Origin of the sequence: Streptomyces sp. NBC_00490 (genome assembly GCF_036013645.1) — a bacterium.
In the GTDB taxonomy this organism is placed as follows: Bacteria; Actinomycetota; Actinomycetes; order Streptomycetales; family Streptomycetaceae; genus Streptomyces; species Streptomyces canus_F.
Genome location: NZ_CP107869.1, coordinates 4,387,528 through 4,406,186, shown reverse-complemented (window position 1 = coordinate 4,406,186; position 18,659 = coordinate 4,387,528). Strand labels below are relative to the sequence as shown.

General features: G+C 70.1%; 16 protein-coding genes. 12 read left to right on the top strand and 4 right to left on the bottom strand.

What is annotated here, in order from left to right:
* The first annotated feature begins 26 nt into the window (after positions 1-26).
* The 4 genes from OG381_RS19845 (at position 27) to OG381_RS19830 (ending at position 5,492) form a co-directional block, all read left to right on the top strand.
* Positions 27-998 carry a LysR family transcriptional regulator gene (locus OG381_RS19845; RefSeq protein ID WP_327717412.1) on the top strand — a complete coding sequence of 324 codons (972 nt, stop codon included), beginning with the start codon at positions 27-29 and terminating at the stop codon, positions 996-998.
* Between the two features lie 197 nt (positions 999-1,195).
* A complete protein-coding gene (locus tag OG381_RS19840; protein WP_327717411.1) occupies positions 1,196-2,047 on the top strand; it encodes a hypothetical protein in 852 nt (283 codons plus the stop codon).
* On the top strand, positions 2,047-4,242 hold the full coding sequence (locus tag OG381_RS19835) for a glycosyltransferase (protein WP_327717410.1): 2,196 nt from the start codon (positions 2,047-2,049) through the stop codon (positions 4,240-4,242). Before OG381_RS19840 ends, OG381_RS19835 begins: the two co-directional genes overlap by 1 nt.
* 17 nt (positions 4,243-4,259) lie before the next feature.
* Positions 4,260-5,492 carry an acyltransferase family protein gene (locus OG381_RS19830; protein WP_327717409.1) on the top strand — a complete coding sequence of 411 codons (1,233 nt, stop codon included), beginning with the start codon at positions 4,260-4,262 and terminating at the stop codon, positions 5,490-5,492.
* 20 nt (positions 5,493-5,512) lie between these two features.
* Here OG381_RS19830 and OG381_RS19825 read toward each other — a convergent pair whose 3' ends face one another.
* The 3 genes from OG381_RS19825 to OG381_RS19815 form a co-directional block, all read right to left on the bottom strand.
* Complete coding sequence (locus OG381_RS19825) at positions 5,513-5,749, bottom strand: helix-turn-helix domain-containing protein (protein WP_327717408.1); 237 nt, start codon at positions 5,747-5,749, stop codon at positions 5,513-5,515.
* Positions 5,749-6,372: a DUF2975 domain-containing protein gene (locus OG381_RS19820; RefSeq protein ID WP_327717407.1), complete on the bottom strand. Its 624-nt coding sequence runs from the start codon at positions 6,370-6,372 to the stop codon at positions 5,749-5,751. Before OG381_RS19820 ends, OG381_RS19825 begins: the two co-directional genes overlap by 1 nt.
* Before the next feature lie 87 nt (positions 6,373-6,459).
* Complete coding sequence (locus OG381_RS19815; RefSeq protein WP_327717406.1) at positions 6,460-7,146, bottom strand: hypothetical protein; 687 nt, start codon at positions 7,144-7,146, stop codon at positions 6,460-6,462.
* 163 nt (positions 7,147-7,309) lie between these two features.
* Between OG381_RS19815 and OG381_RS19810 the strand changes: the two genes are divergently transcribed.
* The 3 genes from OG381_RS19810 (at position 7,310) to OG381_RS19800 (ending at position 11,108) form a co-directional block, all read left to right on the top strand.
* Complete coding sequence (locus OG381_RS19810) at positions 7,310-8,227, top strand: hypothetical protein (RefSeq protein WP_327717405.1); 918 nt, start codon at positions 7,310-7,312, stop codon at positions 8,225-8,227.
* Positions 8,228-8,444: 217 nt separating this feature from the next.
* Complete coding sequence (locus OG381_RS19805) at positions 8,445-9,830, top strand: nitrate/nitrite transporter (protein ID WP_327717404.1); 1,386 nt, start codon at positions 8,445-8,447, stop codon at positions 9,828-9,830.
* Between the two features lie 123 nt (positions 9,831-9,953).
* Positions 9,954-11,108, top strand: coding sequence for a uroporphyrinogen-III synthase (locus OG381_RS19800; RefSeq protein WP_327717403.1), 1,155 nt, complete (start codon positions 9,954-9,956; stop codon positions 11,106-11,108).
* A gap of 220 nt (positions 11,109-11,328) precedes the next feature.
* Here OG381_RS19800 and OG381_RS19795 read toward each other — a convergent pair whose 3' ends face one another.
* On the bottom strand, positions 11,329-11,811 hold the full coding sequence (locus OG381_RS19795) for an anthrone oxygenase family protein (protein WP_327717402.1): 483 nt from the start codon (positions 11,809-11,811) through the stop codon (positions 11,329-11,331).
* 197 nt (positions 11,812-12,008) lie between these two features.
* Here OG381_RS19795 and OG381_RS19790 point away from each other — a divergent pair, with 197 nt between their 5' ends.
* From OG381_RS19790 to OG381_RS19770, 5 genes are all read left to right on the top strand, one after another.
* Positions 12,009-12,605: a CGNR zinc finger domain-containing protein gene (locus OG381_RS19790; protein ID WP_327717401.1), complete on the top strand. Its 597-nt coding sequence runs from the start codon at positions 12,009-12,011 to the stop codon at positions 12,603-12,605.
* 318 nt (positions 12,606-12,923) lie between these two features.
* On the top strand, positions 12,924-13,445 hold the full coding sequence (locus tag OG381_RS19785; RefSeq protein WP_010039908.1) for a sigma-70 family RNA polymerase sigma factor: 522 nt from the start codon (positions 12,924-12,926) through the stop codon (positions 13,443-13,445).
* On the top strand, positions 13,445-14,272 hold the full coding sequence (locus OG381_RS19780) for a zf-HC2 domain-containing protein (protein ID WP_327717400.1): 828 nt from the start codon (positions 13,445-13,447) through the stop codon (positions 14,270-14,272). Before OG381_RS19785 ends, OG381_RS19780 begins: the two co-directional genes overlap by 1 nt.
* Before the next feature lie 69 nt (positions 14,273-14,341).
* On the top strand, positions 14,342-16,774 hold the full coding sequence (locus OG381_RS19775) for a HelD family protein (protein ID WP_327717399.1): 2,433 nt from the start codon (positions 14,342-14,344) through the stop codon (positions 16,772-16,774).
* Between the two features lie 295 nt (positions 16,775-17,069).
* Positions 17,070-18,482: an NAD-dependent malic enzyme gene (locus OG381_RS19770; RefSeq protein WP_327717398.1), complete on the top strand. Its 1,413-nt coding sequence runs from the start codon at positions 17,070-17,072 to the stop codon at positions 18,480-18,482.
* Positions 18,483-18,659 lie beyond the last annotated feature (177 nt).

Below are 18,659 nucleotides of genomic sequence, written 5' to 3'. Positions count from 1 at the left end.
ACGCACCTGCGTTGTAGGTTCGCGGGATGCCCGCCCCGACCCACCTCGACGCCCGCCTCCTGCGCGCCTTCCTCGCCGTCGCCGAGGAACTGCACTTCACCCGTGCCGCGGCCCGGCTCTACGTCGCCCAGCAGGCGCTCAGCCGGGACGTACGGCGGCTGGAGCGGGAGCTGGGCGCCGAGCTCTTCGTACGGACCACCCGGCAGGTGACGCTGACGGCCGACGGGGAGCGGCTGGTGCCGCACGCCCGCAGGGTCCTGGACGCGCAGGACGCGCTGATCGCCGCCTTCGGACCGGTGCGGCCGCTGCTGGTCGACATCAACTCACCGGGCCTGGGCACCGGCAGCCGGGTGCTGCACCGGGCCCGTGAACTCGCCCCCGACATCGAGCTGATGGCCCGCTTCGAGAGCGGTCTGACCGGTGCGGCGGCCGAGGTGCTCGCGGGCCGCCTCGACGCCTCCTTCGGCCGGTACGCGGGGCTGGCCCCGGCGCTGCGGGCGGGCCTGGACCACCAGATCGTCCGCTTCGAGCCCATGGCGGTCGTGCTGCCCGAGGACCACCGGCTGGCGGCCTGGGCGCAGGTGCCGCTGGCCGAGCTGGCGGGGGAGGACGTGTACGCGGGGGCCGGTAACCCCCGTACGCCGGAGTGGACCGATCTCGCGCGCCGGCTGTTCGACGGACGGGGGATCGAGGTCGCCTCGCCCGCGCCGCTCGCGATCGGTCACGAAGAGTTCCGGCGTGTCATGGCCAGAACACGCAACCCCGTCCTCGCGGTAGTGGACTTTCCAGCCATGCCGAACACCGTGCTGCGCCCGCTCGTCGATCCGATGCCCCTGTCACCCGTGTCACTGGTGTGGCGCAAGGGGCTGGTGCACCCCGGAATCGACGCGTTGCGTCGCGCGGCGGCCGAACTTTCCGCGGCCGAGAAGTGGCTTCACCGGCCTGCCGGGGCATGGATTCCGGCCATTGACATGAAGATCATCAATGTCCACAACTGACACTCTGCAAACACATCGGCCGTCGGTGCGCTACATTCGTGGCCTGAGCACGCTGTGGTAAAGGGGGCGCTCGGGCCGGGTGGGGGCTCGGTTCGATCGACGAGTGCTCGGCGTCGTATGCGCACCCAGATCTGTCCCGTGGGGGGATGTGCGTGCGCGAGAATTGGCGAGAAGACGCCCAACCGGAATGGCCCTCAGTGGCTTCCGGCACCAGGGGGTTCCCCGCGCCGGGGAACGGCACCCAGGCTTATCCGGAGACCAGAGGCTCGGATGTCCTCGCGTCGGCGGACCAGACCGAGGTGCTGCCCAGGGTGGGCCCCGAGGGGACGGCCTTCGCCGACCCGTGGAGCAACACCCATGACCCGCACGAGGTGACCGTCCAGCTGGACGCGGTCGCCCTGCGGGCCGACAACCGTCTGGTCGGCCAGGCCGGCGGCGACACCGCGGAGGGCTCCGACGGTCCGGTCTTCGTCGACGAGTCGGGCCGCAGAAGCCGCAGATACCGCCGTATCGGCATCTTCATCGGACTCGCCTGCGCGATCTACGCCGTGGTCATCGTCACGACCCTGCTGTCCGGCAACTCCAACGCCCCCTGGCTGCCCGTACCGGGCCAGGGCGAGGGCCAGGAGGCCGGCCAGGTCGACAACTCCCCGCTGCCCGGGGAGACGGTCCCGCCCACCGACGGCGCCACTCTCCCGCCCGGCGTCTCGACGTCCCCGAGCGGCACCGCGACGGTGTCGCCGGGCGCCGACGCCACCGCGCCCGGCGCCACCGCGACCGCCCAGAACCCGGGCGCGGTGACGGCCCCGGAGCCGACGGCGACGAAGACCACCTCGGGCACCGGCAGCAACCCCACCCCGAACCCCGAACCGACCGAGCCGGCGACGAGCAGTCCGCCCCAGCCGACGCCCACCGAGGAGCCCACGCCCGACCCGACGGAGACACCGGTCGGCGACAACGGCGGCACCGGCACCGACACGGTGGCCGGCGGCGCGAACGAACCCGCGCCCCTCAGCACCACGACACCGTCCCCGGAGAGCACCGTCTGATGGCAACCCGCACCCGCCGTCCCCGGGCCGCGTCCCCGGCCCGCGACGGCTCTCGGCGCCGCCTGCCCATGCGCCTGCTGCTGCCCTGCCTGATCCTCGTCGCCATGATGGCGATGCTGATGCTGCGCGGCTACGTGCACAGCGAGATCCTCGCCGACCACCGCGTCCAGGCCCCCGCCGCCTCCGACCGGGTCCCCGAGGAGATCCTCGAGGGCGGGCCGGTCATCGACACCCGCAGCGGCCGCACCCAGAGCCTGAGTCTGAGGGACCACCGCCTCGTCCTCACCTTCGACGACGGCCCGGACCCGGAGTGGACCCCGAAGGTCCTGGACGTGCTCAAGGAGCACGACGCCCACGCGGTCTTCTTCGTCACCGGCACCATGGCCTCGCGCTATCCGGACCTGGTGCGCCGCATGGTCGAGGAGGGCCACGAGGTCGGCCTGCACACCTTCAACCACCCCGACCTGTCCTACCAGTCGAAGAAGCGCGTCGACTGGGAGCTGTCCCAGAACCAGCTCGCGATCACCGGCGCCGCCGGCATCCGCACCTCGCTCTTCCGCCCGCCGTACTCCTCCTTCGCCGACGCCATGGACAACAAGTCCTGGCCGGTCACCGAGTACATCGGCACCCGCGGCTACATCACCATCGTCAACAACACCGACAGCGAGGACTGGCGCAAGCCCGGCGTCGAGGAGATCATCCGCAAGGCCACGCCCAAGGGCGGCAAGGGCGCGATCGTCCTGATGCACGACTCCGGCGGCGACCGCCACCAGACCGTGCAGGCGCTCGACCGGCTGCTGCCCCAGCTGAAGGCCGACGGCTACGAGTTCGACAGCCTCACCGAGGCCCTCGGCGCCCCCAGCGCGCACACCCAGGTCACCGGAGCCGAGCTGTGGAAGGGCAAGGCCTGGGTCTTCCTGGTCGGCGCCTCCGACAACATCACCGCCGTACTGGTGGTCGCCCTGGCGATCATCGGCTTCCTCGTCATCAGCCGCTTCGTCCTGATGCTGCTCCTGTCCGGCGTCCACGCCCGCCGCGTGCGGCGCCGCGGCTTCCGCTGGGGCAACCCGGTCTTCGAGCCGGTGTCGGTGCTGGTGCCGGCGTACAACGAGGCCAAGTGCATCGAGAACACCGTCCGCTCCCTGATGGCGAGCGAACACCCCATCGAGGTCATCGTCATCGACGACGGCTCCAGTGACGGCACCGCGCGGATCGTGGAGGCGATGGGCCTGCCGAACGTGCGGGTGGTCCGCCAGCTGAACGCGGGCAAGCCCGCCGCGCTCAACCGCGGTCTGGCCAACGCCCGTTACGACATCATCGTGATGATGGACGGCGACACCGTCTTCGAGCCGTCCACCGTCCGCGAACTGGTCCAGCCCTTCGGTGACGCGCGCGTCGGAGCCGTGGCCGGCAACGCCAAGGTCGGCAACCGGGACTCGCTCATCGGCGCCTGGCAGCACATCGAGTACGTGATGGGCTTCAACCTGGACCGCCGGATGTACGACATCCTGCGCTGCATGCCGACCATCCCCGGCGCCGTCGGAGCCTTCCGCAGGTCCGCTCTGGAGCGGGTCGGCGGCATGAGCGACGACACGCTCGCCGAGGACACCGACATCACCATGGCGATGCACCGCGACGGCTGGCGGGTCGTCTACGCCGAGAAGGCGCGGGCCTGGACCGAGGCGCCGGAGACCGTCCAGCAGCTGTGGTCGCAGCGCTACCGCTGGTCGTACGGCACCATGCAGGCGATCTGGAAGCACCGCAGGGCAGTGGTGGAACGGGGACCCTCGGGCCGCTTCGGACGGGTCGGCCTGCCGCTGGTCTCGCTCTTCATGGTCCTGGCGCCCCTGCTGGCCCCGTTGATCGACGTGTTCCTGATCTACGGCCTGGTCTTCGGCCCCACCCAGAAGACCGTCGTGGCCTGGCTGGGCGTCCTGGCGATCCAGCTGGTCTGCGCCGCCTACGCCTTCCGCCTCGACCGTGAACGCATGACCCACCTCATCTCGCTGCCGCTCCAGCAGATCCTGTACCGCCAGCTCATGTACGTCGTCCTCCTCCAGTCCTGGATCACCGCCCTGACCGGCGGCCGGCTGCGCTGGCAGAAGCTGCGGCGCACCGGTGTCGTCGAGGCACCCGGCGGCGCGGTACCGCGCCAGCGGGCGGGCAGCGCAAGCGACCGGAGGCCGGTGGGATGACCCAGGGAGCCAGTGGGATGACCCACGGACACACACAGCCGTACGACGCACCCGCCGCGCCCGCTGCGACGGTGCCCGCACCTGCCGGGGCCGCCCCGAAGAAGCCGGGCCGCGACCGCTATCTGGACCTGCTGCGCTCGATCGCCCTGGTCCGCGTGGTCGCCTACCACCTGTTCGGCTGGGCCTGGCTGACGGTCCTGTTCCCCTCCATGGGCGTGATGTTCGCGCTCGCCGGTTCGCTGATGGCGCGCTCGCTGAAGCGTCCGGCGTGGGGAGTGATCCGGGGCCGGGTCAGGAGGCTGCTGCCGCCGCTGTGGGCGTTCAGCGCGGTGGTGCTGGCGCTGCTGTTCGCGGGCGGCTGGGACCTGTCGAAGGACCCGGACCACAGCGGGACCTGGGGCCTGATCGAGATGGTCAACTACGTCATCCCGCTCGGCGCCCCGCCCTTCCCGTGGAGCATCGGCTCCCAGTCCGGGCTGCTGGAGAACACCTGGGCCGTACAGGCGGCGGGACCGCTCTGGTATCTGCGGGCCTACCTCTGGTTCGTCGTCGCCTCGCCCCTGCTGCTGTGGGCGTTCCGCCGGGCGCCGTGGCCGACCCTGCTCGCCCCGCTGGGGCTGACGGCCGTCGTGGGTACGGGACTGGTCACCATCCCGGGCGAGACCGGCAACGCGGTCACCGACTTCGCGGTCTACGGCGGCTGCTGGGTCATGGGCTTCGCCCATCACGAGGGTCTGCTGGCCAAGGTCCCGCGCTATCTCGCGGTCTCCTGCTCGGTGCTGCTGATGGCGTTCGCCCTGTGGTGGGCCTCGGGCCATCTGGGCCCCGACGGCTGGGACCTCAACGACATCCCGCTGGCCCAGGCGACCTGGTCCTTCGGTTTCGTGGTGATCCTGCTCCAGTACTCCCCGTCCTGGCAGGAGCTGCCGGGCCGGCTGGCGAAGTGGGACAAGCTGATCACGCTCTCCAACAACCGCGCGGTCACGATCTACCTCTGGCACAACATGCTGATCATGGCCACGGTCCCGATCCTCGACCGGCTCTACGAGCTGCCGTTCATGCAGGGCGACCGTGCGGTGTCCGCGCTGGACTCGACGTACATGATCTGGATGTTCTTCCTGGTCTGGCCGCTGATCGCGCTGGCGATCCTCGGTGTGGGCTGGATCGAGGACCTCGCGGCCCAGCGCAAGCCGCGGCTCTGGCCCGACGGGGCGAAGAAGAAGCGGGCACGGGCGGGGCACCGGGCCTGACCGGGTTGCCCGGGCCTCCTTCAGGGCTTGCGGTAGCTGAGCAGGTCGCCCGGCTGGCACTGCAGGACTTCGCAGATACGGGTGAGGGTGGTGAAGCGGATCGCCTTGGCCCGGCCGTTCTTGAGAACGGAGAGGTTGACGTTGGTGACGCCCACGCGCTGGGCGAGCTCGGTGACGGTCATGCCGCGGTCGCTGAGGATCCTGTCGAGGTGGACCTCGATGTGATGGTCCTCGTGGTCGTCGTCCGGGCCGGCCATCAGACCACTCCTTCGAGGTCCTCGCGCAGGGCCGTGCCCGCGCGGGTGATCCGGGCGAAGGTCAGCAGACCGAGGCCGGTCAGCACGGCGAGGTAGGGGAAGTCCCACATCCCCAGCCAGGAGCCGACCGAGTAGTCCGCGTCCTTGGACAGTTCGGCGAGCACGGCCGCCTGGGTGTTCGCCTGGACGAGTGCGACGACCAGGCTTCCGGCGAGCAGCCACCAGCCGAGCAACCGGAGCCGGGACGCCGTCAGGGTCGTGTGGACGCCGTCGCGTCCCGCTCCCTGGAGGAGCCGGTGCAACAGGAACAGGCTGCTGATCAGCAGCAGGGCCGAGGCGGTCGTGCCCAGTTCGGCCAGGAGACGCAGGGCGGCGCCGGGGTCCTCGGCGCAGTAGTAGGGGACCGAGGCGATCTGTGCCCCGGGCTCCGGGGCGAAGCTGCCGGGGGCGACCGAGCTGATGGTGGACTCGTCGGTGATGCAGACGCTGTCGCTGCCCCAGCTGCCCCGGACCACCGAGAGGACGAGCCCCGCCGTCGCGAGGCCGACCAGGAGGCGCAGCGCTATGGACACCACCGTGGCCATGGGCTCGAGCATCTTGCGGTCATCGGTCACTTCGGTCATGGTTCCCCCGCCTGCTTATCGTTTATCGATGTTATCGAGAAACGATAAGCGCGAGGGGTGCGGGAAGCAAGCCCTGCCTGTTTCGGGTTACTTGTCGAGCGTGCTGACGTCCAGCGCCTTCGCGGGCGGTCGTACGTCCATGGGCTTGTCGAAGCCGCTGTACGTGGTCGTGGTGTGGAAGTCGGTGCCCTTGTAGACGACCTTCAGGATGTACGGCTTGCCCTCGGTGGCCACGTAGAAGGTGTACTTGCCGGTCTTCACCGACTTGTCGGTCACGATCAAGGCGAGCGCGGGGGTGCCGTCGACCTCGGTCGGCTCGCCCTTCTTCGTCGTCCCGAAGGAGGTGAAGTCCCGGGGGCAGGCGGAGAGCCCGTCACCCCGCTCGGCCTCACTGACGGGAGTCCTGAACCACGTGTCCTGGGCCCCGCTCATGGGCTTGTTCGACCACCACTCGATGTACGCGCGGTTCGGGCGGACGTAGTCCGTCTCGCCGATCCGGATCTGTTCGAGGGCGGCGCCGTTCCAGTTCCAGGTGGTCCTCGAGGTGCACCTGCTCCTGAGGTCGGTCGTCAGACGGCCGGTGAAACCCTGGCCCTTGGCGTTGGTGCTCTTTCCCTCGACGGTCACGGACGTCAGCTCGCTCATCGTCTTGTTCGCGCCGTCGAGGATCTCCTGCGCGGAGCGCTCCGTCGCGCCACCGCCGTCCTCTTCCGCGCACCCGGCCACCACCAGGCACGCCAGCACAGCCGTCAGTACGGTCGCACGCGTTCGCACAGTCCCCCCACAGATCACATGTGACCCAGAGGTTACCGGGCCGGACAGGCGTGCCAAGGTCCTGTAAACGCAAGGGGGCAGCGGTTTCCCTGCGCCGTACGGGCGTGCGAGACTGCGTCGGTTGCGGAAGTGAACGGGGTGGCCCGGTGGGGAGCGGACGGCTATGAGCAAGCGGCAAGTGCAGAAGATGCTCCGGTTGATGGCGAGCGGGGAGCCAGTGGAGCTCACCAGCGCCATGGCCTCCGTGAAGAAGCTCGGCCGGCTCGCCTTCATCGCGCAGCAGTTCGGGTACGAGTACGCCGACGTACGGCAGAGCTCCGGACGCAACGGCGCGCTCATCATGCTGCTCGTCCCGGACCCCAGCCCGCAGGCCCGCACCCGGGCCGCCCAGAACTGGGCCCAGTATCCGAACGCGAGCGACGGGGTCTCCGTGCCGCCGCTCGTGCCGGACGCCTTCGAGCTGCTCAAGGCCCGCATCAACTTCGACCTCACCGGCAAGAACGCCGAGAAGCGCATGGCGTACGGCGCCCTCGGCGTCACCATCGGATGCGTGATCCTCGCGCTCCGGCTCGGCGGGAGCCCCGGCGACATGGTCGCGGCGGCCGTCACCTGGGTCGTCTTCATGGCGATCTTCGGGATCGGCCTCCTCGTCACCCGCAAGCGCAACGCCAAGTTCGCGGCCCGGCTGCACGCCGCAGGGTTCACGCCCGTCAGCGACGAGAGCGGTCGGGTGCGGTATCTGCCGCCGGGGGCGCAGTACCCCGGGCAGCAGGCCAACCCCTTCGCCGGCCAGTACGCCGGCGGTCCGTACGGCAACGCTCCGGCCGCACCGCCCGCCCCGGGCTACGGCCAGCCGTACCCCCAGCAGCAGCCGCAGGCGTACCCGCAGCAGCAGCCGCAGCCCTACGGCGCCCAGCCCGCGGCCACCGCTCCCTACCCGCCGCAGCAGCCGTACCCACAGCAGCCCCCGGCCCCCGGCCCGTACGCCGCCCAGCCGCCGTACCCCCAGCAACAGCAGCCGTACCCGCCCCAGCAGCCCTACCCCCAGCAGAACCCGAACTGGCAGTCCCCCCAGCACTGACCCCCGGGCAAGGCTTCCCATGATCGGCGACCGGCCCGGTGGGAGCTGTTCGTAACGTGAGGCGACAGAACCTCTCATCCCGTGTTCGCGCGGGGTGAGAGCAAAGTTCCTTTCCGGTCACCGGGTGCCACAGTCAGGAAACGCGCCCTCCCTACCTTCGGGACATCACCGCTCAGCACGAACGCACCAGCGAGCCCCGGAGCCCCGTGGAGGCGCAATGACAGCCCCTAGCACCGTCCCCGCACCGCCGACCAGGGGCGGCCGTTGGATCCAGCAGTGGGATCCTGAGGACGAGACCTTCTGGAACGAGGGCGGAGAGAAGATCGCCCGCCGCAACCTGTTCTTCTCCGTCCTGTCCGAGCACATCGGCTTCTCGATCTGGACCATGTGGTCCGTGCTCGTCCTCTTCATGGGCCCGGAGTACGGCCTGACCCCGGCGGACAAGTTCCTGCTGACCTCGATGGTCACGCTCGTCGGCGCGGTCGTCCGGGTGCCCTACACCTTCGCCGTGGCCATCTTCGGCGGCCGGAACTGGACGATCGTCTCGGCCGGCCTCCTCCTCATCCCGACCGTCGCCGCGTTCACGGTGATGGAGCCCGGGACCTCGTTCAACACCTTCCTCCTGGTCGGCCTGCTGGCCGGAATCGGCGGCGGCAACTTCGCCTCCTCCATGACCAACATCAACGCCTTCTTCCCGCTCCGTAAGAAGGGCTGGGCCCTCGGGCTCAACGCCGGCGGCGGCAACATCGGCGTGCCGGTCATCCAGCTCATCGCGCTCGCCGTCATCGGCGCCAGCGGCGGCCCGCGGGTGCTGCTGGGCATCTACATCCCGCTGATCCTGGTCGCCGCCGTCCTCGCCGCCCTCTTCATGGACAACCTGGCCACGGTGAAGAACGACACCGGCGCCGCCAAGGACGCCGCGCGGGACGCCCACACCTGGATCATGTCCTTCCTCTACATCGGCACCTTCGGCTCCTTCATCGGCTACGCCTTCGCCTTCGGCCAGGTCCTCCAGGTCCAGTTCGGCCGTACACCGCTGGAGGCCGCGTACGTCACCTTCATCGGCCCGCTGCTCGGCTCCCTGATCCGCCCGCTGGGCGGCTGGCTCGCCGACAAGTACGGCGGCGCCCGGATCAGCCTCTACAACTACGTCGCCATGGGCGTGGCGACCGCGGTCCTGATCTTCGCCAGCATGGAGAAGTCGCTGCCGCTGTTCGTCACCGCGTTCGTGATCCTCTTCGTCCTGACGGGTCTGGGCAACGGGTCGACGTTCAAGATGATCCCCGGCATCTTCCAGGCCAAGGCCTTCGCCAAGGGGCTGCAGGGCGACGAGGCCGCCGCCTACGGCCGCCGTCTCTCCGGTGCCTCCATGGGACTGATCGGTGCGGTCGGCGCGCTCGGCGGCGTCGGCATCAACCTGGCCTTCCGCCAGTCCTTCCTCTCCAACGGCTCCGGAACCGGCGCCTTCGTGGTCTTCCTCGTCTTCTACGCGGCGTGCTTCCTGGTCACCTGGGCCGTATACCTTCGCCGCTCGGCCTCCCGGATTCAGGCCTCCTCGGCCACCTCCGAGGCGAAGTCGCAGCTCAGCTACGCCGAGGTGTGACGTAACACTGGCGACATCAAGTCGAACCGAGCCTGTCACGCACCGTTGACAGGCTCGCTCGGCATGCAGGTGCCATCACACCCGGTGTAGGTGCAAACGACTCGAGTGCGGGACGAGAGTTATATGTACGACGAACAGCAGCGACCAGAACAGCACGGCCCTCTGGCCGGTTTCACGGTAGGCGTGACAGCCGCGCGCCGGGCCGACGAGCTGGGCGCACTGCTGCAGCGACGGGGAGCCGCCGTCCTGCACGCACCTGCCCTGCGGATCGTGCAGCTCGCCGACGACAGTGAGCTCCTCGCCGCGACCAAGCAGGTCATCGACGAGGTACCGGACGTCGTGATCGCCACGACCGCCATCGGCTTCCGGGGCTGGGTCGAGGCCGCCGACGGGTGGGGGCTGGGCGAGGACCTGCTGGAGCGCCTGCGGGGGATCGAGCTGCTCGCCCGCGGGCCGAAGGTCAAAGGCGCGGTACGGGCCGCCGGGCTGACGGAGAACTGGTCGCCGGAGTCCGAGTCGATGGCCGAGGTGCTCGACCGGCTCCTCGAGGAGGGTGTCGAGGGCCGCCGTATCGCCATCCAGCTGCACGGGGAACCGCTGCCCGGGTTCGTGGAGGCGCTGCGGGCCGGGGGAGCGGAGGTGCTCGGGATCCCTGTGTACCGGTGGATGCCGCCGGAGGACATCGGGCCCGTGGACCGGCTTCTCGACGCGACGGTCTCCCGTGGCCTGGACGCGCTGACCTTCACGAGTGCGCCCGCCGCGGCGTCCTTGCTGAACCGGGCGGAGGAGCGCGGGCTGCTGCCGGAGCTGCTGGCCGCCCTGAACCACGACGTCCTTCCGGCTTGCGTGGGTCCCGTCACCTCGTTGCCGCTCCAGGCCCGTGGCGTCGACACGGTCTCACCCGACCGCTTCCGTCTCGGCCCGCTGGTCCAGCTCCTCTGCCAGGAGCTCCCGGCCCGGGCCCGGTCCCTCCCGATCGCCGGTCACCGCGTCGAGATCCGCGGCCACGCGGTCCTCGTCGACGGTGTCCTGCGCCCCGTGCCGCCGGCCGGTATGTCCTTGCTGCGTGCTCTGTCCCGTCGGCCCGGCTGGGTGGTGGCCAGGGCGGAGCTGCTGCGTGCGCTCCCCGGCGCGGGGCGTGACGAACACGCGGTGGAGACGGCGATGGCTCGCCTCCGCACGGCACTCGGTGCGCCGAAGCTCATCCAGACGGTAGTCAAGCGCGGCTACCGCCTCGCCCTGGACCCGGCGGCGGACGCGAAGTACTCCGACGCGTAACCCTTTTCCTCGCCCCCGCCGCCCCTACCCGTCCCATCCCTGGGGGCTGCGCCCCCAGACCCCCGCCGTCGGCCCTGAACGGGCCTTGTCCTCAAACGCCGGACGGGCTGGGTTGCACGGACCGGCGTCAGTGAATCCAGCCCCTCCGGCGTTTGAGGAGCGGGGGCCCAGGGGGCGGAGCCCCCTGGGGCGGGAATGGGTAGGGGCGGCGGGGGCGAGATCAGCGGGGTGTCAGGCGGGCGTAGCCGGCCAGGCCGCGGGCCAGGCAGGCCATGGCCGCCGTCGACAGGACCGCCCGCACCACGTTCCACGCCACCCACGCGTCCTCGAACTCCTCCCGCGCCGCAGCGGAGTCCGTCGCACGGTCGAGGGCGTCGTTCAGCGGGATGTTGAAGGCGACCGTCACGAGGAAAGCGAGGGCGTAGGCGATGAGCCCCGCCCACACCCACCGGCGGTACCCCGTACCCCGAGCCTGCCAGGCCGCCACCCCCGTGAGCACCAGCGCCCCGAGGAAGCTCAGCATGAACACCGGGTTCTGGATCACGTCGTTGATGTTCCGCATCACCTCGACGTAGACCTCGTCGTCGCTGCGCGCCAGCCCCGGCATCACCCCGCAGGCGAAAACGTAGAAGGCCCCGGCGATCAGGCCCATCGCGACCGTGGCCGCCCCCAGTACGGTTCCCGCGCTCTTCTTCGTCGTCATGCCCTCCAGTCAACGGCCGGCGCATCCACCGGAACATGGTCCAAAGGCGCATCCCCATACGCACCCGTCCACGCCTCACCGGTACGAGGGGTTCCGACGGCGAGAGCGGGAAGGCACTGTTGAGAGGGAACCTTTTTCTCCCGGCCCCTTCTCACCGGCCCCTCACACACAGGGCACCTCTAGGCGGTGACAGGCACATGGCACTGGGTACGGCCACGGCCCCGTACGAGCTGCGGTTCGACGCGGGACGGATCTGCCTCGATCTCCTCGCGACCACCCACCCCGTCGAACGGCTCGACTCGACCGAGGCGCTGTTCGCCTGGATCACCGGCGCCGGGCTCGTACCACCGGACACCCCGCTGGCCCACGCCGACGCGTCCTGGCTCGTGGGGTTTCGCGAACTTCGTGCGAAGACAGGCCAATTGGTACGCGCGAGACTCGTCCCCGAGCCCCGGCCGTCGTACGACCTCGCGCTCGCCCGCGTCAACGACCTGGCCCGCACCGCACCCCCGGCACCGCGTGCCGTGCAGGGTGCGGACGGCTCGCTCGTCAGGGAGTTGGCGAACCCTCCCGAACTCGCCGCGCTGCTCGGCGCGATCGCCCGGGACGCGGTGGAACTGCTCACCGACCCCGTCGCGCGGGCGTGTCTGCGGCAGTGCGCCGGCGACAACTGTCCGATCGTTTATCTCGATACGTCCCGGGGTCGCAGGAGGCGCTGGTGCTCCAGTGAGGTCTGCGGAAACCGGGAAAGGGTGGCCCGGCACCGGCGTCGGGCCGCGCTCGCACGCGCCTGAGGGGGCGTTATGTCCCTTCTGTGGAACGGCTGTCGAAGTGATTTCGATTACATGCCGTTTACCCCCGGCGGCACGCGGGCAGTCCCGGCGTTCGAGCCAATGTGGCGGAAATGTAAAGATCGAGGGGTGGGTATGTGCACCCATGTCCCCCTAGTCTCGGCATCCTGAAGAAAACTGTCGTGTCACTTTGAACACTCAACGGACCGCGTGCGTACCCCGTGTTGAGCGACCGGTCGGGGGAACCCCCGGACATCGGAGGTGGGCGTGCGCAAGGATTCCGTCGTGGCCAATGAACGTGGATCGAGGGCCCGACATCGCATGTCCCAGCCCTCGGAACCTGATGAGGAGCTCATGCGTGCTCTGTACAGAGAGCACGCAGGACCCCTGCTCGCCTATGTACTGCGGCTGGTCGCCGGAGACCGCCAAAGAGCAGAGGACGTCGTGCAGGAGACGCTGATCCGTGCCTGGAAGAACGCCGGTCAGCTCAATCGAGCGACCGGATCTGTACGCCCCTGGCTGGTGACGGTCGCCCGGCGCATCGTCATCGACGGCCACCGAAGCCGGCAGGCCCGGCCGCAGGAGGTCGATCCGTCGCCGCTGGAGGTCATCCCCGCGGAGGACGAGATCGACAAGGCGCTGTGGTTGATGACGCTGTCGGACGCGCTCGACGACCTGACTCCCGCACACCGGGAGGTGCTCGTCGAGACGTACTTCAAGGGGCGTACGGTCAATGAGGCGGCCGAGACGCTCGGGATACCCAGCGGCACCGTTCGCTCAAGGGTCTTCTATGCCCTGCGGTCGATGAAGCTGGCACTGGAGGAGCGGGGGGTGACGGCGTGATGAGTGTTTACGGGGGAAACCAGGGATTCGGTAGTGGTGGTTCGGGTATGTCTGGCTCCATGCAGGGTTCTCCGGTGCCGAACGAGCACGAGACCGTCGGCGCCTACGCCCTCGGGATTCTCGACGACGCCGAGGCAACCGCTTTCGAGATGCACCTCGCGACCTGCGAGTGGTGCGCCCAGCAGCTCGACGAGCTCGCCGGGATGGAACCGATGCTGGCCGCGCTCGCGGACCTGCCCGGCTCCGGCACCCCCGCGATCGGCGAGTCGCTGTCCGCCAAGCCGAGTCCGCGGCTGGTGAACAAGCTCGTCGACGAGGTCGCCGAACGCCGCGCCCAGAAGCGCCGGCGCGGCTTCTACATGGTGGCCGCGGCGGCCGCCCTGATCATCGGCGGTCCGCTGGTGGCCGTAGGGGCGACCGGCGACGACTCCGGCGGAAACGTCTCCGCGCACGGGACGGCCAGCAGCCCCGCCAAGGAAGCCTTCGACGCCATGGACGACAAGCTGACGGCGACCGACCCCAGCACGGACGTCAGTGCGACCGTCGCCGTGGAGGAGAAGGCCTGGGGCACCCACGCCGTCCTCCAGCTGAAGAACGTCAAGGGCCCCGAGAAGTGCTCCCTCATCGCCGTGGGCAAGAACGGCGAGCGTGAGACGGTCACCTCCTGGTCCGTCCCGACCTGGGGTTATGGCATCGCCAACGCCAAGACCGAGCAGGCCAAGCAGCCGCTCTACGTCCACGGCGGCGCCGCTTTCGACCTGAACGACATCGACCACTTCGAGGTCATGACCTTCGGTGGCAAGCGACTCGTCGAAGTCGACGCGTAGTCGGCGTAGCTGCATCGGGTCCCCTTCGCGTACGGTTGACGGCTGCCCAGCACGTCAGAAGGGGGCCCGGTGGCCGCTCAGGCTCAACAGACTGCGGTCGACTCGATTCACGACTCTGTTCGTGATCGAGAGATCAGCGTCGAACAGGAACATCTTGACCGGGTGTACCGGCGTCTCGAGGAGAAGATCCACGAGGCGGAGTTCCTGATGAACGACGCGGCCAAGCGTGGCCAGGTCGGCACCCCCGGCGCACTCGCCGAGCGGGACGCGCAGGTTTTCCGGGCGGGGGTGCACCTCAACCGCCTCAACAACGAGTTCGAGGACTTCCTCTTCGGCCGGATCGACCTGCTCCTCGGCAAGGACGGCAAGAAGGGGCCCGACGGCGCCTACACCGCCGTGGAACCCGCCGACGGCGCCGTGCGGGACGACAACACCGCCGACATCGCCGAGACCCTGCACATCGGCCGGATCGGAGTCCTGGACTCCGAGTACGCGCCGCTCGTCATCGACTGGAGGGCCCCCGCCGCGGCGCCCTTCTACCGCTCCACCCCGGTCGACCCCGGCCGGGTGGTGCGCCGACGGGTCATCCGCTCCAAGGGTCGCCGTGTCCTCGGGGTCGAGGACGACCTCATGCGCCCCGAGCTCAAGGCCTTCCTCGCCGGCCAGGAGCTGGCCGTCATCGGCGACGGCGCCCTGATGGCCGCCCTCGGCCAGGCCCGCAGCCACACGATGCGGGACATCGTCGCCTCCATCCAGGCCGAGCAGGACCTGGTCATCCGGGCACCCGCGGCCTCGGTGACCTACGTCGAGGGGGGCCCGGGGACCGGCAAGACGGCCGTGGCCCTGCACCGCGCCGCCTATCTGCTCTACCAGGACCGGCGCCGCTACTCCGGCGGCATCCTCATCGTCTCGCCGACCCCGCTCCTGGTGGCGTACACCGAGGGCGTGCTCCCCTCGCTGGGCGAGGAGGGCCAGGTCGCCATCCGGGCGATCGGCTCGCTCGTCGACGGCGTGGAGGCCACGCTGTACGACTCTCCGTCCACGGCCCGCGCCAAGGGCTCGTACCGGATGCTCAAGGTGCTGCGGAAGGCGGCACGAGGGGCGCTGGAGGCCGGCTCGGGCAGCGGCGGGTCCGCGGGCGGCTCCGGGAGGCGGCGCCGTCGCGGCGAGGCGTCCGGCCGGCTCGCCTTCGGCGCCGGCGACGCGGACCAGCTCCCCTTCGGTGACGACGACACCCCCGAGCGCGCCCCCGCGGGCCCGGCCTCCCGGCTGCGCGTGGTGGCCTTCGGGCGCCGCCTGGAGCTGGAGGCGCCGGAGCTGGAACGTATCCGCCACACCGCGCTCAGCGGCACGGCCCCCGTGAACCTGCTGCGCCCCCGGGCCCGCAGGCTCCTCCTGGACGCCCTGTGGGCCCGCTCGGGCGCCGGCGGCCGGCACACCGACCCGGAGCTCGCCGCCGAGCTGCGCTCCTCCTTCGACGAGGACGTCAGCAGCGAGGACAGCTTCATCGACTTCCTGAACGCCTGGTGGCCCGAGCTCACCCCGAAGGCCGTCCTCGACGCCATGGCCGACGAGCGCCGCCTGGGCCGCTGGGCCCGCCGGATCCTCAACCCCGGCGAGGTCCGCAAGGTCGCCCGTTCGCTGCGGCGGGACGGGTACTCCGTGCACGACATCGCCATGCTCGACGAGCTCCAGGCGATCCTCGGCACCCCGGCCCGCCCCAGGAAGCGGCGCGACCTGGACCCGCTCGACCAGCTGACCGGCCTGGAGGAGCTGATGCCGGTCCGCGAGGAGACCCAGCGCGAACGCGCCGAGCGCCTCGCCGAGGAGCGCACCGAGTACGCCCACGTCATCGTCGACGAGGCCCAGGACCTCACGCCGATGCAGTGGCGCATGGTCGGCCGCCGCGGCCGGCACGCCACCTGGACGGTCGTCGGCGACCCGGCCCAGTCCTCCTGGTCCGACCCCGACGAGGCCGCCGAGGCCAGGGACGAGGCCCTCGGCACGCGTCCGCGCCGGCGCTTCCAGCTCACCGTGAACTACCGCAACCCCTCGGAGATCGCCGAGCTCGCCTCCCGGGTGCTGGCCCTCGCGATGCCCGGCTCCGAGTCCCCGAGGGCCGTACGGTCCACCGGCGTCGAACCCCGCTTCGCCGTCGTACGGGAATCCCTCGCGAGCACCGTCCGCGAGGAGGCCGCCCGCCTCCTCGACCGGGTCGACGGCACGATCGGCGTGGTCGTCGCCATGCAGCGCCGCGAGGAGGCCGCCCGCTGGCTCGCCGGGCTCGGCGACCGGGTGGTGGCCCTGGGCAGCCTGGAGGCCAAGGGCCTGGAGTACGACGCGACGGTCGTCGTCTCCCCGGCCGAGATCGCCGACGAGTCCCCGGCCGGCCTGCGGGTGCTGTACGTGGCGCTCACCCGCGCCACGCAGCAGCTGACGGTCGTGTCGGGGGAGCGCGACCAGCCCGACGCGACCGGAGTGCCCGACCTTCTCAGAGATTGATCGGTATGAACTGTCGAGACGGGAATGGCCTTACGGGATCCGTTTGTTAGCCTGGGTGTGACACCGGCCCGATCCAAGCCCCCGGGCCCAACCTTCGTCCCTCAGAGGGACCACTTGCCGCGAGGCGAGCATGGCGGGTCGGTGTCACTGACTGCGAGAGAGGCCCACGTCCACGGACGTGGGCCTCTCTCGTTGTGAACAAAACGTTCGCAATCCAACGCGGCTAACGCCTACTCGACAGTAGGTGCGACCATCGGACGGCATACAGCGTCACAGAAAGCAGAGGAAGTCGGCCATGGCAACGGCGCCCAGCGTCTCCTACTCGATCACGGTCCGTCTGGAGGTGCCCGCGAGCGGAACCGCGGTCTCCCAGATCACCACGGCCGTGGAGTCCCACGGAGGCTCGGTGACCGGCCTCGACGTGACCGCTTCCGGCCACGAGAAGCTCCGCATCGACGTCACCATCGCGGCGACCTCCACGGCCCACGCCGAGGAGATCGTCGAGCAGCTGCGCGGCATCGAGGACGTCACGCTCGGCAAGGTCTCCGACCGTACGTTCCTGATGCACCTCGGCGGCAAGATCGAGATGCAGTCCAAGCATCCCATCCGCAACCGTGACGACCTGTCCATGATCTACACCCCGGGCGTCGCCCGCGTGTGCATGGCGATCGCGGAGAACCCCGAGGACGCGCGCCGCCTCACCATCAAGCGCAACACCGTCGCGGTCGTGACGGACGGCTCGGCGGTCCTGGGTCTGGGCAACATCGGCCCGATGGCCGCCATGCCGGTCATGGAGGGCAAGGCGGCCCTGTTCAAGCGCTTCGCCGACATCGACGCCTGGCCGCTGTGCCTGGATACCCAGGACACCGACGAGATCGTCGCGATCGTCAAGGCGATCGCCCCGGGCTTCGCCGGCATCAACCTCGAGGACATCTCCGCGCCCCGCTGCTTCGAGATCGAGGCCCGGCTGCGCGAGGCCCTCGACATCCCCGTCTTCCACGACGACCAGCACGGCACCGCGATCGTCGTCCTCGCCGCGCTGAAGAACGCGCTCCGGGTCACCGGCAAGGCGATCGAGAACATCCGCGTCGTCATGTCCGGTGCGGGCGCGGCCGGTACGGCCATCCTCAAGCTGCTGATCGCGGCGGGTGTCAAGAACGCCGTCGTCGCCGACATCCACGGTGTCGTGCACGCGGGCCGCGAGGACCTGGTGTCCGCCGCCGCTGACTCGCCGCTGCGCTGGATCGCCGACAACACCAACCCCGAGAACCTGACGGGCACCCTGAAGGAGGCCGTGCGCGGCGCGGACGTCTTCATCGGCGTCTCCGCCCCGAACGTCCTGGACGGCGACGACGTGGCCGCCATGGCCGAGGGCGCCATCGTGTTCGCGCTCGCGAACCCCGACCCCGAGGTGGACCCGGCGATCGCCCGCCAGACGGCGGCGGTCGTGGCCACCGGCCGCTCCGACTTCCCGAACCAGATCAACAACGTGCTGGTCTTCCCGGGTGTCTTCCGCGGTCTGCTGGACGCGCAGTCCCGCACGGTGAACACGGACATGATGCTGGCCGCCGCGACCGCCCTGTCGGACGTGGTGACCGAGGACGAGCTGAACCCGAACTACATCATCCCCAGCGTCTTCAACGACAAGGTCGCGGGCGCGGTCGCCGGAGCGGTGCGCGAGGCGGCGAAGGCGGCGGCGTCCTCGTAGGACGATGTGCGCGGGCTGTGAGGATCACCACGGCAAGGCCTTGCATCGGCGCGTCGTGGAACCCGGGGCTCCTGGCCGCCGTTTATCGTGTCGGCCAGGCTCGGGGCCTCTCTTCGTGTGACACCCAAGGGTGTTCTCATGATTCCTACGGGTGCCGGATTGGCTTTCGCGCCGCAG

Bases quoted from the DNA above. Each gene is read 5' to 3' on its own strand.
- OG381_RS19835 (WP_327717410.1), top strand. From the start codon at position 2,047: ATGGCAACCCGCACCCGCCGTCCCCGGGCCGCGTCCCCGGCCCGCGAC.
- OG381_RS19830 (WP_327717409.1), top strand. From the start codon at position 4,260: ATGACCCACGGACACACACAGCCGTACGACGCACCCGCCGCGCCCGCT.
- OG381_RS19820 (WP_327717407.1), bottom strand. From the start codon at position 6,372: ATGACCGAAGTGACCGATGACCGCAAGATGCTCGAGCCCATGGCCACG.
- OG381_RS19825 (WP_327717408.1), bottom strand. From the start codon at position 5,749: ATGGCCGGCCCGGACGACGACCACGAGGACCATCACATCGAGGTCCAC.
- OG381_RS19805 (WP_327717404.1), top strand. From the start codon at position 8,445: ATGACAGCCCCTAGCACCGTCCCCGCACCGCCGACCAGGGGCGGCCGT.
- OG381_RS19810 (WP_327717405.1), top strand. From the start codon at position 7,310: ATGAGCAAGCGGCAAGTGCAGAAGATGCTCCGGTTGATGGCGAGCGGG.
- OG381_RS19800 (WP_327717403.1), top strand. From the start codon at position 9,954: ATGTACGACGAACAGCAGCGACCAGAACAGCACGGCCCTCTGGCCGGT.
- OG381_RS19770 (WP_327717398.1), top strand. From the start codon at position 17,070: ATGGCAACGGCGCCCAGCGTCTCCTACTCGATCACGGTCCGTCTGGAG.
- OG381_RS19780 (WP_327717400.1), top strand. From the start codon at position 13,445: ATGAGTGTTTACGGGGGAAACCAGGGATTCGGTAGTGGTGGTTCGGGT.
- OG381_RS19795 (WP_327717402.1), bottom strand. From the start codon at position 11,811: ATGACGACGAAGAAGAGCGCGGGAACCGTACTGGGGGCGGCCACGGTC.
- OG381_RS19790 (WP_327717401.1), top strand. From the start codon at position 12,009: ATGGCACTGGGTACGGCCACGGCCCCGTACGAGCTGCGGTTCGACGCG.
- OG381_RS19785 (WP_010039908.1), top strand. From the start codon at position 12,924: ATGTCCCAGCCCTCGGAACCTGATGAGGAGCTCATGCGTGCTCTGTAC.
- OG381_RS19845 (WP_327717412.1), top strand. From the start codon at position 27: ATGCCCGCCCCGACCCACCTCGACGCCCGCCTCCTGCGCGCCTTCCTC.